The 16,639-nt window shown below is 38.7% G+C and carries 14 protein-coding genes; 1 reads left to right on the forward strand and 13 read right to left on the reverse strand.

The window, feature by feature from the left end:
- Nucleotides 1–47 precede the first annotated feature (47 nt).
- The 11 genes from AB5935_RS20920 to AB5935_RS20970 form a co-directional block, all read right to left on the reverse strand.
- Nucleotides 48–824, reverse strand: coding sequence for a porin family protein (locus AB5935_RS20920; protein ID WP_007833275.1), 777 nt, complete (start codon nt 822–824; stop codon nt 48–50).
- A gap of 15 nt (nt 825–839) precedes the next feature.
- Complete coding sequence (locus tag AB5935_RS20925) at nt 840–989, reverse strand: hypothetical protein (RefSeq protein WP_227191427.1); 150 nt, start codon at nt 987–989, stop codon at nt 840–842.
- Nucleotides 990–1,517: 528 nt separating this feature from the next.
- Nucleotides 1,518–2,729, reverse strand: a complete 1,212-nt coding sequence (locus AB5935_RS20930) for a hypothetical protein (RefSeq protein WP_007833270.1) — start codon at nt 2,727–2,729, stop codon at nt 1,518–1,520.
- Between the two features lie 18 nt (nt 2,730–2,747).
- Nucleotides 2,748–4,595 carry a WG repeat-containing protein gene (locus AB5935_RS20935; RefSeq protein WP_007844324.1) on the reverse strand — a complete coding sequence of 616 codons (1,848 nt, stop codon included), beginning with the start codon at nt 4,593–4,595 and terminating at the stop codon, nt 2,748–2,750.
- Nucleotides 4,596–4,606: 11 nt separating this feature from the next.
- Nucleotides 4,607–5,542 carry a hypothetical protein gene (locus AB5935_RS20940; RefSeq protein ID WP_007833267.1) on the reverse strand — a complete coding sequence of 312 codons (936 nt, stop codon included), beginning with the start codon at nt 5,540–5,542 and terminating at the stop codon, nt 4,607–4,609.
- A gap of 7 nt (nt 5,543–5,549) precedes the next feature.
- Nucleotides 5,550–6,500 carry a DUF6175 family protein gene (locus tag AB5935_RS20945; protein WP_007844322.1) on the reverse strand — a complete coding sequence of 317 codons (951 nt, stop codon included), beginning with the start codon at nt 6,498–6,500 and terminating at the stop codon, nt 5,550–5,552.
- A gap of 12 nt (nt 6,501–6,512) precedes the next feature.
- Complete coding sequence (locus AB5935_RS20950) at nt 6,513–6,998, reverse strand: hypothetical protein (RefSeq protein WP_007844320.1); 486 nt, start codon at nt 6,996–6,998, stop codon at nt 6,513–6,515.
- Between the two features lie 271 nt (nt 6,999–7,269).
- Nucleotides 7,270–7,764, reverse strand: a complete 495-nt coding sequence (locus AB5935_RS20955; protein ID WP_007833259.1) for a hypothetical protein — start codon at nt 7,762–7,764, stop codon at nt 7,270–7,272.
- 22 nt (nt 7,765–7,786) lie between these two features.
- Nucleotides 7,787–9,481, reverse strand: a complete 1,695-nt coding sequence (locus AB5935_RS20960; RefSeq protein WP_007855963.1) for a WG repeat-containing protein — start codon at nt 9,479–9,481, stop codon at nt 7,787–7,789.
- A gap of 265 nt (nt 9,482–9,746) precedes the next feature.
- On the reverse strand, nt 9,747–10,511 hold the full coding sequence (locus AB5935_RS20965; protein WP_007833256.1) for a LytR/AlgR family response regulator transcription factor: 765 nt from the start codon (nt 10,509–10,511) through the stop codon (nt 9,747–9,749).
- Nucleotides 10,512–10,638: 127 nt separating this feature from the next.
- Nucleotides 10,639–12,690 carry a histidine kinase gene (locus AB5935_RS20970; RefSeq protein WP_007844314.1) on the reverse strand — a complete coding sequence of 684 codons (2,052 nt, stop codon included), beginning with the start codon at nt 12,688–12,690 and terminating at the stop codon, nt 10,639–10,641.
- Nucleotides 12,691–12,858: 168 nt separating this feature from the next.
- Here AB5935_RS20970 and AB5935_RS20975 point away from each other — a divergent pair, with 168 nt between their 5' ends.
- Nucleotides 12,859–13,734 (forward strand): aldose 1-epimerase family protein, encoded by an 876-nt coding sequence (locus tag AB5935_RS20975; protein WP_007833252.1) that lies wholly within the window; start codon nt 12,859–12,861, stop codon nt 13,732–13,734.
- Between the two features lie 47 nt (nt 13,735–13,781).
- Here the strand turns inward: AB5935_RS20975 and AB5935_RS20980 are convergent, their stop codons facing one another.
- Nucleotides 13,782–14,702, reverse strand: coding sequence for a DMT family transporter (locus AB5935_RS20980; RefSeq protein ID WP_008675498.1), 921 nt, complete (start codon nt 14,700–14,702; stop codon nt 13,782–13,784).
- Nucleotides 14,703–14,886: 184 nt separating this feature from the next.
- Nucleotides 14,887–16,632 carry a phospho-sugar mutase gene (locus AB5935_RS20985; protein WP_007833248.1) on the reverse strand — a complete coding sequence of 582 codons (1,746 nt, stop codon included), beginning with the start codon at nt 16,630–16,632 and terminating at the stop codon, nt 14,887–14,889.
- Between the last annotated feature and the right edge of the window lie 7 nt (nt 16,633–16,639).

A 16,639-nucleotide genomic window follows, 5' to 3' on the forward strand; every position in this document is an offset into this window, starting at 1 on the left:
TCGCTAAAAGTTTATTCTTCAATCGGTTAAGTCAAACCGATAAAAATCTAAAATATAAAGCCTAACCCTAACGACAAATTGGAAAGAGCCAATTTATCTTTCCCTTCATTCTTCTCGTCAGTAATATTAGCCGATTTCAGACCTTTTTGATAAGCAACATTCAAAAACAAGCGCTTCCAATAGATGCTGCCCTGTATGGCAATTCCCCAGTCAAAACGGTTAATATTACCTTTAGGATCGTCCCCATCATCATTCTTGCCAAAGGAGGGACAATCATCTTTGGTTATGGTATGTTTATTTTCTCCATATTTGTCGGGGGATACTGTCAAATATGTATCCGACTCATATTTAAACTTACCAAACAACCCATAAGAGAAGTAAGGGCCCACTCCCAACTGAACCCTAAACGATTCTGACAAAGGTAAAGCATAAGCAAATAAAATAGGAACGTCCAAATAGCCCAGATTATGTTTTTGAGTGACACTAGTGCCGCGAGATTCTGTCACATCATATTTCTTATAAGAATCCAAATCGACCCGATGCGATTTTTTAGTAGTAAATTTATCATATTCATAAGTGATACCTTTCATAGAAAGTCCAATAGCAGGCTGAATACTAAAGTTGCCAATCACAGGAACATCTATAAAATAATGGACACTGTAACCCATATAGCTTTTATTATTATAATCTTGATCTGCCATAAGATCATTATACTTCCCTGTAGCACTGGTCATATTTAACCCCACGCGAATACCGGAAGTAGTTTGTGCTTGTGCCATAAATGCACATACGGACATAGCCATGATAAAAAACAGTTTCTTCATAATGCAGTATTTTTATTAAAATTTGTAATCTTGTTTCACTCCTTTCATAGTGAACAATAAAGAAAGACGGACAGACCAATTTTCATCAATAGCATACTCAGCTCCTATTCCTGCATAGAAACCTGGATGCATTTTAGATTCCTCTACGCTAGACATGCTGCTCATATTGAGCAGCCTTCGCATTCCACATTAAACCCTGTGCATACGATGTTAACGAAATTAGCATTAAAATGCTGCAATAATTGTCTTTTCCATACTTCGTAACAATTGACTCTATAAGTTTACATTTGCAAATGTATTGCAACTTTTATATTCAAAAAACTATCATTTGTCAAGATTTACACTAAACACACTAAAATAGATACCAAGCAGCTAAAATTAACGACTATATATACAATAAATAAATTATGCAAATAAGACAAGCTTGAAAATATATAAATTTAGGCTTCACATTCCAGCTCTATATGATATAGAATCGGAAGAACCATCAAAAGCCCAGTTATACTTTTCACCACCTCTCCAGACTGGCAGTATAGAACTATAGAACCATTTAAAACATAAAACAAACAGGCGTTTATTCCTCGGAAATGAACGCCTGTTTGTTTTGAATTTCACTATTCAGCCATATCAACAAATCTTTTTGGCAAGCAACCAATTTTCACTTCTGTTGACGAAGCCGGCTAACTTAAACACTTATTTTATTTCACGAATCAACATTCCCGGATAAAAATCGCCACCCGACACTTTTCGGAAAGTGGTAAAACCAAAGTCCGAACCATAAGCCTGTTCCTCGGAAGCCATATAACGATTATCCCAAATCAGATTCTCCTTAGGCTGAATCACTCCTACACGCTTATAAGTCATTTTGCCTTCTTTGCTCAGTTCGGCTTCCAGTACTTCAAATTTAGACTTTTCAGTGACTCCCTCTTTCAAGCCAATATAAGCTTTAAGGGGAGAAACACTAATTAAGGGGGTATTTACTTTGAACTGGTCAAAATTCTTTTGCAGACTCGCTATATTTTCATCAATGGCACGTTGGCATGCCTTTCGCACCATTTGCTGGGGCTCGTCCAAGTTAATACCCAAAAAGGAAGTGTTACTTCCATCACTATGCTGGCTGCCCACATACTTCAACTTGAACATCTTACGGTTATTATTGAAAGCATTCACCTTCTCCTTATTATCCTTATCAGTATAATATTGAGTATAGAATTTTGTTGCAGTCTCTTCATCCCAAACCAGTTGATAGAGATAAGTATCAATATTTACTTTAAACCCCTTATAGGATGCAACTATATCTCCCGTAGAATTACCTAAATCCATATAGGATGTCTCACCGGTGTAAATGGCCGCTGCCGCACCCAGCCCTTTGACAATTCCTCCCCACACACTTGAACCTTTTGAACGGTCAATATAGCGAATATCATTCACAATAAGAAAAGTATTTCCAATCAAGTCCTCACCGGCATCTTCCAACAGAGCGTTTCCGCGTTGAGTCTTGGATGCCAAAGCCTTGTCCAGTTCGGAAGCATTGTACAGCCCTCGTTCTTTCACCAGTTCTACATCACAGACCCCTGTCATGTAATCACGGTTAAACCAGCGTCCTACCATACGACTGGCAATACCATTATTTCTGATAAATTCATCTATCTCCTCATGGTTTTTATCCAATTTCTTTTCAGAAGTATAGATTACTTTTACACTTAAATCATGATTATTGTATTTATCAGGAACAGGAATTTTGAGAAAAACATCCTTTATTTCATCACCAAATTCTCTTCCTTCGTGATTGATCATCATGCTATAAAGAGAACTGCGACGATATTTTATTTCGCCGTCTCCTTGGGCTTGAATTTGAGCGGCGAATACCACCGTCAACAACTGTATTATAATGAATCTTTTCATTTTTCAAACATTCAATAATTAATAATCCCAATGTTTATCTGGAATGACAGAGGTTATCTTAAACATATTTGTATCCGGGTCAAAACGTGCAATCACTCGAAGAGCCTCTACTTCGGTCAAGCTCTTCTTGTCTTCCGCTAACATATATTGTTTGGCCAAGACCATATCCTCTTCTTTTTCGAACAAGCAAGGCACCAGTATCTTGCCATCCGGATCAATAATCCCCCACTTTCCATCGGACATCACATAAGCCATCTCATTATCAAAATTGGATGCATTGGCAAATCCCTGCTTCAGACGAACAGACTTTTGCACCCCATCATAAAGGTAATACAGGTTATCCTTTTTCACCCATATCAATTGCGGATTGACTATAGGAGCTACACCTTGCCACTCTAAAGGAACGACAACCCGGTTCTGCAAATCAATAGCCCCCCATAATTTGTTCAGGCATACGGATGCATACCCCCGATGAAAATTGCCTATACGGTCATACTTATCGGATACGATTTGTCCTTTCATATCTACATAAAACCAAGAAGCATTTTTTTGTACTCCCAAGCGCCCATTGTTCACACTGGTAAGCGAATTAGTATATTCAATAGGAATAACAACTGCCCCTGTAGAATCAATTGCACCAAAAGCCGATCCCTTTTGTACCACCCGGTATCCTTCATTGCTCAGGAAAGCCTTTGACAGGCCACCAATCACCTTGTTCCCCTTTTTATCTATGAAATACAATTCATCATCCAATGAAACCGGAGCTAAATTATGGCTGAAAGCCCCAAACTTTCCCTTTTCTGAAGAAGGTATTCTGACCATCACTTCAGCATCCAAATCATAATAAGCTTTAGCTATTTGCTTCTTTTCCACTTTAGCAAGCCTAAGCATATTGTCTGAAGGAGGAAGAATAGCCTGATTGGCTGTTAAAGGAATAATAGTATTTCCATGGACATCTACCAACCCTTGGGATTTCTTATTAATGAAATAAAAATAATCTACCCTCGATGAAGGCAACTGGGACTCAGCAGCATGAGGCTTGGGAAGCAGCAAGCTCTGTATCTCCTGCTTGGTAGCAGGAAATGCGGACTGGTCTGCCTTAGTATAAAAGGCAGCCTCATCAAGCAAAGCTCCAGTTTTCTTATCTCGCAAAATAGGGAAGTTGCCCACATCTTCATATTTGGCAGGAATTATTTCCCGCCCATTTTCATTGATTAACCCGAATTTACCTTTAGACACCATGTTGTTCTTTTTATCGTATTTGCCACCGATATTAACCCAACAGATTCCTTGGTCGTTGAAACTGCCTATAAAATTATAAGTAGGCTTCACTATGATATTGCCAGCTGAATCAATGAACCCGAACTTCTTGCCTTTCAAGACATATATCAGTTTTTTATTTAAATCTCCCATTGCCTCATAATCAGTTTTCAGGATTTCCTTACCTGTCTTATCAATCAACCCCCATTTTTCACCTGTATTACTACTAGCTTTATTGCCTATGAGTCCACCCGTTGTTAGCATTACTCCTTTTTTAGTATTTCCACCTTCAGCGACGGGGCAAACCCCGTTATAAAATTCACCGATATATGTATATTTCCGTTTTGTAATGATTTCACCATCTTCATTAATCAGACTGTATTTTCCATCTTTTCCTATTTTAGCGATACCGTCTTTAAAAGGGGTAGCTTCATCATATTTATACTTTATCACTACTGTCCCGTCTTCCGTCATAAAGCCATAACGCCCCTTTTCATTCTGCACGGCCTTCAACCTCTGAGCTTGCACAGAGCCACTGACCAGCACCAGCAGACATAGAATTAGGATAACTTTTTTATTTCTCATATTCTTTTTATTTAAAATCATTTGAACTTGAATTAATGGAGCCAAGTAATATTAGTAGTAACCGGTTGCTGCCCATTACCAAATGCTACACCTATAGCTCTGGCAGCTTCTATCCTCTGCTTTTTCAGCCCCGCTTCATCCTTATATTTCTCACGATTCTCAAAATCCCAATCACTGGTCACCTTTTGCTTTATTTCATTATACAAAGCTTTAGCTTCACCTTCACAACTACTTCCCGGCTCAATGAAAACCAACCAGTCAAAAGCCCTTGAAGCACCTTCCGCATCGGGTGACTTTGCCCATTCGGATCTGGCGTATTGCATAATCAATTGACAATTATAATTCACATATTGAGTATAATAAGTGTCTATCAGTTTACTAGCTTCCTCATAGCCGACACAACATTCAGGAATGGAGGTAACATAATACAATGCAGCATCATACTCATGCATAGAAGCACTTTTTTGCGCTTTTATCAATATTTGCCTATAATTACTATTATACCAAGAGATAATTTTTTCTTTCCCTTCGCGTATAAATTCTTGCATTTTCACGTTTTTGCCATTTATTGCACGGAAAGCATTGATATATGCCCGGTTAATATTAGTACCTACTCCTTTTGCATCCACAGTGAGAGTAGAAAATACTTTCTGCCCTACTGCATCTCCTATATACAAAGTCAATTGAACAGTAAGCGCTGTACTGACAGGAGGACCGGACAATGTTTCCTTATATAAAGTATTGGCCTTAGCTGTGATAAAGAATGGTGTAAAATTGGAATTGGCAACACCCCCCTGAGCGGCCACTGCCGCAGCTAAACGATTTCCTAAAATCTCTTGTACCTGAGATGGAAGTTCCTCTTTCTGGGCAGCTTTAGCTATTGTAAGGCTTATCTCACAATCCTGTGCTGCCGCAGACATGGCACAACATGCACACCAAGCGGTAAATATCATATTCCTTATTTTCATATCTTTTCTATTTTTCTCCGATAACCAATTCAGCTTTACCTAACCCTTTCGTCATTACTTTGCAGGTAAGATTGGCTTTCTGATTGAGATATTTGCGCAAATCATTTGCAAAGCTTCTTGTATCTCTAGCCATTCCATTTTCACGATAAAGCGGAATGCGTACCTGCTCAAAAAGCATCATATTCTCAGTTGCATCAGTTAAACTAAAACGATGAGCCACCGTATTCTGCGCCACCCAATCTTCTATGATTTCCTGTAGTTCAGCCCCCCCAAATTCACTTTCCAAATTAACACCGCTCCCATTATCAAACACGTGGACTTCTAATGCTACTTCACGGCCATTAGCCATCAAATCATCAAAATGTTTCTGTAACTGACTTACGAAAGCATCCATCTTGTCTACTACCGCTTCTTCCAACAATACTGCCACTTCAGCAGCCATAGAAGGTTCTCCCGTACCTTGCGTCGCTGCGACCTGCTTATTAGTGTAAGCATCCAAGCCTCGCAAAGTATAAGTAACAGAACGTTTGGGACCCATTGTATTAATATTCCAAACTACTTCAATCAGAATATCAGCTTTAGCTCTATTCATTAACCGATCCAAAGGAGACTCTGCCAGTGAAGCTCCCGAAGTAGAACTGGTAGTCATCTCATGTTCCGCCGAACTCTGCTCTATGGAACGAATAGAAGATGCCATATCTTTCAACGGAAAATCTTTTTCAGCCATCAACTCACCTATTTTCGTTATGACATTCACCAAGTTCAGATCATTATCCAACGCCTTTTTATAATCCGGAAGTTCGGTAATAATGCCTTGATTGTTATATTTTTGTGTATAACCATTATGGGTACACCACACATTAGCAGGAACAACCATAATGGTGGGTTTTTTAGCCTGTCCATACACTCCGGTGTGTACAAGTGCTACAATAAATAAAATAGCATATAATTTTTTCATGTTTTTCTGTCTTTATGGTTTTAAAATTTTATCTTCTATCAGTTTCTGCTGTAATTGAGAACGAAGCACACGCACCGTAGTGGAATAAGAAATTTGAGTCTTATTAGAAGTCTTCATGTTAGAATTTGTTTTCTTATCTTCCATACTTACATACTTCAGGTATTCCCCTCCGTCTCTAAAAAAGTCGTTAAAATAATATGCATACCGTTCCTGTGCATTCACTTCTGTTACCAAAGGGCGCACACTACATTCACGACTACCGGCAGCAACACCTTTGAACAAAACATCCCTTACTGCATTTTTCTTTGCCTGCTCTATAGCATCAGTACGATTTTTCCCTCTGCCCCAAGCTCGAAGTGTCTCCGAACCATCCAGTTCTACTCCCAAACATTCACTCTCAAAGGAATGATAGGAAGAAACACTCTTTTTGCTGCTGCATCCGGCAAAGACAAGTAAAAGCAGACATCCCAATTTCCACGTATAAAATAGATATTTCATAATTTTTTCTTCTTTAAAATTCATAGCCTAATTTCAATAATACAATATTCTCAAAATGACGCTCTCCTCCACAAACTTCCACAACGACCAAAGGATACTGATAAATTTCACCATTGGATGCCTTTATTTTCACTATCCGTACGCTTCAAGATAACTCCCTTCACTACGTACCATTATTCAGATAAAACACTTCATGAGCCTGCTGGGCAAAAGCAGGCAATAGTGCGCCAGCCAGTATCAGAAAAGTAACAATCAATCTCTTATACATAAGCTAAAATCCATTATTTAGTCCTTTAATAACTCCGGCTGATACCAGCTCTTGATAGAGGGCGTCTTTCGCAACGGAAACCACTGCTGAAATTCGATACTGCTTTCCCATTTTCACCACTGAAAGATTCTCTCCTATCATATTGGCAAAATTTATATAAGAACCTCCTTTTTGGAAGAAGACATCAAAATAATCCTGATGCTGCTGTTCTACCACCATACTTCCTGCCAAAGGTTTCTGCCGGGTACGTGAAGTCTGACTGGAAAATCCTTTGAAAAGCACCCCATGAACCGCACACTTCTTGATCACATCGATATCCAATTTACTTTTCTTCTGGATTACTGTCACTTTTACTAAATAAGTACCCTGTACACCTACTCCTTCTCCCTCTATCTCATACTTTAAAAGGTCATCACCTGCGTACGCTCCAATACAGATGAATACAAAAAGAATCGTCATAATGATTCTACCGACAAATTTCACATTCATTACTTTCATAATTCTAATCTTTAATTATATATTATTGTTCACACCCTTCTTTACTGGCAAACTGCAAATATTCATCCTTCACTTTCCGATAATACTCTCCCATCAATTTGCCTGTATTCTCCTGAATCTTTTCTTCAAGATCTTCTAACACATATTTCAAAAAATCGCAATGATTACTGCCTCCTGCTATAGCAGTAGCTGTAGATCCACCAAGGGCATCTATCTCATCCATAGAAACCCCCAGACTAATTCCGGATGAAGGCTTATTTTGATTTCTGCTTTCATCCTTAAAAGAATTAGAGTTCGTAGATTCCAAATCATTATGCACACTTGCAATGTAACCAATCGTATTCAAAGTTCTTTTCTTCTTGTCCTTTTTGGCTTGCTTCAGCGCCAACGCTACTTCTTCATTATCCGGATCCAATTCTGCCGCTATCTTCAGATGCTCCATTCCCTTAGAATAAATGCCATCTGCCACTTGTCCTTTTCCCATATAATAGTGGGCCATGGCATAGTCCGGAATCAAGTCTGTTAATAAATTAAACATACCCCAAGCACCTGCCACTCCCCTTTTTTCTTCTTTCAAAAAGGATTCTGTCACATCCTCTGCAAAGCCATCAGAGAGTTGTCCCTTCGTATCTATCCAACCAAGTACGGAATTCAGCCAAACAGGTGCTTTGCCATCCACAAAACTACCTATATAATCAATCCTTCCCGGTAGTAATAAAGCACCTTGACTATTATATAACCCCATTGCAAAACTTTTGGCAATCCAGACCTTTGCCGATACATCATAATATACCCATTGATAAACACAAGGCAATATAGTACGCCCATATATATCCAAAACTCCCCATTTATCCCGCTTGCAAGCAAGAACGAATCCATCTTCAGCTATTATAAGCTCCTCATATTCTGTAGGAATTACAATTTGTTCTCCCACTATAAGGCCCATTTTACCATTATCTTCCCTTATTCTGAGAGAATCGGTTATAACTTCTGTTCCAGGATTATTAATTTTTTCATTGACCTCTCTGCTACATTCAGCGATTTTATCAAGCAAATCATCAAAATCACCGTTCCCTTTCGCATTTTTCATTTCTTCTTGTTTCTGACGATATACCTTATTGGATATAGGAACGCTTATCATTGCTTCTTCTAGAATATATTTACATGGAACAACGATTTCCCCCCTCAAATTAATAGCCCCGAACTTACCATCTTGCTTGATTGTAGCCAACATGTTATCTCTAAAATTATCAGCGTAATCAAATTGAGGTTCAATGACAAATTCTCCTTTTTTATTTATAAAGCCAAATTTGCCATTCTTCTTTACCGCAGACAGTCCTAAATTAAACCCATGAACATCATCTACATTTTCAAACTGCGGTTTAATTATAAAACGGTTGTGTATGTCTATAAAACCTACTTTTCCTCCTAAAACTACTCCCGCCAACTTTTCTGTAAATCTCTTAGTCACCTCTTCATATTGTGGAGAAATCAACCAATTTATCTCATAATCCTGATTTACTAAAGCCGCATCCCATTCACCAAACATAGAATTACCTCTATATTTTGAATTTTCCCACCATCCTTTATTTTCGGTCTGCTCATATCCCCATTTCTTTGTTGCAGCATTTTGGCGTGCTTTCTGTGCATAAAAACTAAAAGGTATAGCACAGCATAACAAAAACAATATTACTTTTTTTACTTCATTCATATACATGTCTTTTTTTTAACCTTATGTGGCTTCAAAGAAAAACAATTAACGCCATTTTACAAATTCACAAAACCAAGAGAAAGTATCAAACAGCCTAATAAGCATACTATTCTATCTAAATTAATGACTATATAACCTCATTTCCATATACCGCAAAGGAAAAATTAAGCACTAAAAGCAAAAAAGCAGCAATCTCACGACTCCTGCTCTTCCATTGTGATTTAAAATCACTTTCTATAAACTTGTATTTTCAATGTTATCAATAGATTCACTACAACAAATAAAACCTATCCTGTAATTCTTTTCTGAATTTCTTGGAAACCTGAAGTTCCGTAATATTCTCAAACGGGGGAAACATGACACAGCGGTTCTCCTTAATCATCATCAGATAATTGATATTAATGATATACGACTGATGGATCTGGACGAAGCAGGGGTCATATCCCTTGATATGATCAGCCGTAGTATTTTTCTTCAGCAGCAGAGGCAGCTGGTTGTTCAGCACCACTTCCCACAGTTTCCGGTCGGAGTTATAACGGAAAAAACCAATGTCAATGGAACGTAGAATACGCAAATCATTGGTAGGCGTGGATATCATAAAGGTATGCTCGCCGACCGAATGCACACGCGCAGGAATAGCCAAAGATGCAGCTGCCGACTCTTCCTCCTTTTTCATGAAGCGGTCGATAATCCCTTCCAGCTCCTTCTTGTCTATCGGCTTCAGCAAGTAGTCGAAAGCTGCCCCACGGATGGCATAAATCATGTATTTATCATAAGCCGTATAGAACACAATCTGCATATTCCAAGTGATTGCCCCCCTTATCTGTTCCAGCAGTTCCATGCCCTTCATGTCCGGCAGTTCCACGTCCAGGAACAGCAAATCCGGATGAACCTTTTCCAGCAGTTTCCGGCCATTCACACCGTTACGCGCCATCCCATCTATAGACAGCCTGTTATATTTCTTCAGTTCCAGACAAAGATTGTCCGCAGAGAACTCATCATCATCAATTATTACGACCCTGTATAGTTTATCCATAGTAAACAATCCTGCTTTAGTTATTAACGGAACAAAAGTATTAAAACATGTTTTAACGCACAAACCCGACACTCTGGTTATGGAACTATAGCGACCGTTTCGGACACTATTCTAGCAAAAATAATGACTAAACCATCTTTTTCAAATTATAATCATAACCATGGGGCAGGAAGACAGCAAACTCGCAACCGGTTTCTCCGTCTTCCAACTGCACATTGGTTATGGATATATCGATATGCTTCTTATTGTTAGCGTTCAACAACTGTATGGTTTGAAGAATCACTTTTATACCGGTGCCTGTACCGTAGTTGGCACTGTTTACCCGGTAACCTCCCCCGTTGTCACGCACCTTGACACAGATTCCTTCCCCGGTCTTTCTGATGTCAACCCACAGTCTTTTCATCCCCTCTTTGTCCTTCAGGGCATGCTTGATGGCATTTTCTATCGGAATCTGTATCATCATGGAAGGAAGTATTTCTTGGTCAAGATGGATGGCAGCATCTATGGATGTGGACAGTATAAAGCTATCTCCCAATGCTTCACGTTCCAGGTTGATAAACGTATTGACAAAGTCCAGTTCCTCAGCCATGGTAACACACAGTTGCTCGGTCAGTTCCAGGTTGCGCCGCATCAGTTTTACCAGCCCACGCATATTTCCGACTTGCTCGTCGGTGTAGTTACCCATCTCACGGTTCAGAATGTTAAAAATGAAATGGGGAGAAACCCGGTTACGGATATTCTCCATACGCAAAGTGGCAATCATATTCTGACTTCTCATTTGCAGCAAGAAACGCTGTCTCTTGTTGTATGTGTAGACAAATACAGCGAGCCCCAGAATACAGATGCAGGCAAACATCCACAGGTAAAGCGTCTGGTTCAGCGCCAGAACTTCATTCTCTTTTTGCTGAATGAAAATTTTCTGCTTCATCAGCGTGGTGTCCTGACTGTATTTCAGATCAATTTCAGCTGTACGCATTTTAATACGCTCATTACGTGTAGAATCATCAATACGCTGATTTTCCATTTGATAATAATAAGCTTGTTTGAAATCTCCCACCTCTTCAAAATAATGTTGTAGGTAACGGTTACGGATATGCTGCATATTCGGTTCCACATAATCAGGCTGGATAGCCTCAGACATACGTTTACGTGCTAAAGGCAAATTATTCTGCTTCAAGGCAAGTTCAATCAACTGGGTATCCAAATAATAGAGAGCTGTCTGATTTTCGATAGAACGAAAAAAATCACTACAAAGATTTAAATAGTATGCGGCAGAATCAACCTGATTCATCAACAGAAAAGTTTCTCCCAAATTCATTTCAGTCAGATGTTCCTCAAAAATCATATCTGGATAAGAACGAGCTAACAATAATGATTTTCTGAAAAATTCTAAAGCATTAGGATAATCAGCACGAAAATAATAAGAATTACCACGATTATTCAAATAAATATGTTTCTCAAATGGAAGCATCTTATCATATTGCCGAGCCGCCAGTTCATAGTAATAATCACAAGAAGTAAAATCACGAAGTTCCATATAAACCTGTGCCAATCCGTAATAAACAGGAAAACGCTTTTCTTCAGGAATCTTCAATGAATCACAGTAAGACAAAGCTTTACGATACCACATCGCACCTTTATCATAATGACCGGTACGGACAAAAGCATCAGCCAAATTAATAGAAATATCATGAAGCATATCTCTGTTACTACCCTTCAAACGATAATCGAACGCTTTTTGAAAACATACCACTGAAGAATCTGTCAACCCTTGACGAACACATACATTACCCCGCATATTGTAAATCTCAGCATACAAATCATTAATTAACGGTGACGGTTCAGCTCCATCGCAAAATACTTCCGCTCTATCCATGCTAAGTTTAGCCGAATCCATCTCGGACTTAAACATATATGCTTTTGCCAAAAGAACAAGATAATGGCAATACGCCACACTATCTGTGGTAAACGACATTTGCCTGGCAGTCCGGGTACATACATAATTAGGATTTTTTGACAGTGAATCAATTATAAAATCATAATACTGCATATAAATATCCATTTGAGTCTTTTTATAAGTTCCGGAACTTGTACAAGATACTCCCCATATACAAAATAATATACTATACCATAAAAATTTAAATATCAAATGTATGTTCTCCATCTTATCCTCCTTCATAGTTTTATTGACAAACATAAGCAAAAATAAACACAAGCATAAGCTTTTATTAAAATTTATTTGATCCCAAAAAGCCTTTTAGATAAAATTTACACAAAGATGAAGATTCACTTTGTCATGTCATGAAACATCCCTACCTTTGAAAAAAGAATTTATAAATGAAGAAACATGGAAACACTATCTAATTCTGTCCTGACTGTACAAATAGCCGAACATGGCGCTGAGCTTCAAAGTATCAAAAAGGATGGCAAAGAATATCTTTGGCAGGGAGACGCTAAATTTTGGGGACGGCGCTCACCTGTCCTTTTCCCCATAGTAGGACGTGTGTGGAATAATAAATACCGTCATGCCGGAAACACTTATGAAATAGGGCAACACGGTTTTGCACGTGATATGAATTTCAAACTAACCTATAAAGAAGACAAAGGAGCTGTATATTGGTTGGAAAGCACTCCTGATACATTGGGCAAGTTTCCTTTTCCCTTCCGCCTATTGGTGGGATATTTATTAGAAGAAAATAAAATCACCGTAAAATGGCGTGTAGAAAATCTGGGAGCTATGGATATGTATTTCCAGATCGGAGCACATCCAGCTTTCTATTTCCCCAAGTTCGATGCTGCTACAAAGGATCGTGGCTTCTTTGTTTTTGACCGAAAGTCTGATTTAGAATATATCATGCCAATAGAAAAAGGTTGCGTATCACCAGAACGTCATGTACTAAAATTAAATAAAGAAGGGCTGATGCCAATTGATATTCATACTTTTGATTGTGACACTTATATTTTTGACAATAAACAACTGAAAAAAATAACCTTACTGGATAAAAAGAAAAAGCCTCATATCAGTTTGGAATTTAATTCTCCGTTAGTAGCTTTGTGGTCTCCTACCAAAACACATCCCGATTGCCCATTTGTTTGCATTGAACCATGGTATGGACGTTGCGATTCTGTAGGGTATTCGGGCGAATTAAAAGACCGTGAATGGATACAGAAACTAGAACCAAAAGAAACGTTTGATGTAGAATATAAAATCATTATAGAGTAATCAAGAACAACGGGGTATGCACGATGAGTCACACCCCATCTTTTTTCTTATTGACTTCCCAAATACAGAAATATCATACCAATAAGTACTAGCACCAAATCCACGGCCTTGCTTTTAAGATTCTTCTCACGGAATACCATCGCACCAAATATAAAAGAGACAAGCACACTGCCACGCCTTACCATAGATACAATGGAAATCATTGCCCCGTCCAAGCTTAAGGCATAGAAATAAACAAAATCAGCTGCCGACAGAAAAATAGATATCAGAATAATACACCAATGCCAATGAAACGGAGTGGTAGATTTGCGCTTCGGCCACCATAACAATATTAAGATACCTCCCATCATAAACAATTGATAGATATTATACCATGACTGCACAATCATTCTATCTAGTCCGATACCTCCTTGATCGGCAGGCGCCATGAGGTACTTGTCATAAAGCCCGCTGACAGCTCCCAACACAGCCGCCATTACCACATAATAAATCCACTTATTATGTTTAAAATCTATTCCCTCTTTCTTTCCGCTGCGGCTCAGCATAAAAAAAGAGAAGACAGCCATCAGCACACCAATCCATTGGTAAAAATTCAAACGCTCACCAAAGACCACTAAAGCTCCTACCAACACCATCACCGGACGGGTAGCGTTTATAGGTCCCACAATCGTGATAGGCAGATTCTTCATTCCAAAATATCCCAACATCCACGACGAAAGGACAATAACAGATTTCAACACCACATAACGATGCACCTCCCACCCAGCAACAGGCACATAAAAAATAGAATTCTCCAATATTCCCGGCCTCCACACTGACAATACAATAAAAGGAAGAAATATCAAACTAGAGAACAACGTATTAAGAAATAATACTGGAATAACCGCATTGTCCTTTAACGACTGTTTCTTAAATACATCATAAAATCCCAGCAGTGCAGCCGAGAGAAATGCCAGAAGTAACCACATCATATCTTTCACCTTATTTAAAACAGAAGGCAAAGTTACAACAAAAAATAAACAAAGAAGTGTAGATTTTGATATAAATGGCATGGAAATAAAAGAAAAGGGGATAGAGAAATACATCTCTCCCCCCCTTTTTTTATTTATGAATGAATATTCTCCCAGACTTTCGCCCAACGCTTACCCTCGATTAAATTCCCAGTGATTTTCTTACGGCTTCCACCTTTTCCTCAGCAGCTGCATTAGCGGCATCGAAACATTTGTGGCAACCCATTTCACCTTTTACTTCCACATAGAACTTGATTTTAGGTTCTGTTCCTGACGGGCGAACTGAAATTTTAGTTCCATCTTCTGTAAAATATTGCAATACGTTACTAGCCTCCGGCATATCTATTTCTGTTATATTCCCATTACCATCAGTAGCCTTCAAAGTTTTAAAGTCTTTGACAAGAACAACCTTAGAACCGCCTATTTCTCTCGGAGGATTAGAACGGAAGTTTTCCATCATTGCCTTAATCTCTTCTGCCCCGCTCTTTCCTGGTTTCACAACATTCACAGTAGTTTCTTTTGAGAAACCATACTCCACATAAATATCAAGCAAAACTTCGAACAATGTTTTGCCCTGATCTTTTGCCCAAGCACAAATCTCTGCTAACAATGTACAAGCAGAAACAGCATCTTTATCACGGACAAAATCTTCAGCCAGGAAACCGTAACTTTCCTCACCACCACCGATGTACTGCTGTTTTCCTTCACGCAAACGGATCTCACGTGCAATCCACTTGAATCCGGTATAGCAATCCAACATTTCGATGTGGTTCTTATCTGCGACAGATTTAATCAGTTCCGTAGTAACGATAGTCTTCACAATGAAATCATCATCCTTCATCTTACCCATCGCAATACGATTCTTTATTATATAATACAAGAACAGCAAACAGGTTTGGTTACCATTGATCAGCACCCATTCTCCTTTGTCATTTTTACAAGCCATACCTACACGGTCAGCATCCGGATCACTAGCCATTACAATGTCGGCGTCAATTTTCTTAGCCAAATCAATAGCCATAGACAAAGCCTCGGCATTTTCCGGATTCGGAGAAATAACAGTCGGAAAATCGCCACTCTTCACCATTTGTTCAGGCACGGTATGTACATTTTCAAATCCCCATTGCTTCAATGCACGCGGAATCAACATCATACCTGTACCATGAATCGGAGTATACACAATTTTCAAATCCTTCTGACGCTTGATCACTTCAGGATCAATAGAAATTGTTTTCACTTTATTCAAATAGACGCTGTCTACCTCTTCGCCCACAATCTGAATCAGATCCTTGTTACCTTCAAACTTAATGTCGGTAGCCGATGAAATCTTGTTCACCTCATCAATGATACCTTTATCGTGCGGAGCCAATACTTGTGCACCATCATCCCAATAAGCCTTGTAACCATTGTATTCTCTCGGATTATGAGAGGCAGTAATATTGATACCGCTCTGGCAACCGAAATGACGGATAGCAAATGACATTTCAGGAGTAGGACGCATATCTTCAAACAAATATACTTTAATACCATTCGCTGAAAAAATATTGGCAGAAATTTCCGCAAACAAACGGCTGTTGTTACGGCAATCATGACCTACCACTACAGAAATCTGATCGAGATCTTTAAAATTTTTATTTAGATAATTAGACAAGCCTTGAGTAGCAGCACCTACCGTATAAATATTCATACGGTTACTACCCACGCCCATAATACCACGCAAACCACCTGTTCCAAACTCCAAATCTTTATAAAATGCTTCAATCAAATCAGTCTTATCGGGATTCGCCAACATTTTCTTAATTTCAGCCTGTGTTTCGGCATCATAAGCAGGTGTTAACCATTTCTCTGCTTTCTCTGTCACTTGCTTTATCAATTCTTCATTTTCCATAATTTTT

The organism is Phocaeicola sp. RTP21198st1_B8_RTP21198_201120 (assembly GCF_040929485.1).
Lineage (GTDB): Bacteria > Bacteroidota > Bacteroidia > Bacteroidales > Bacteroidaceae > Phocaeicola > Phocaeicola dorei.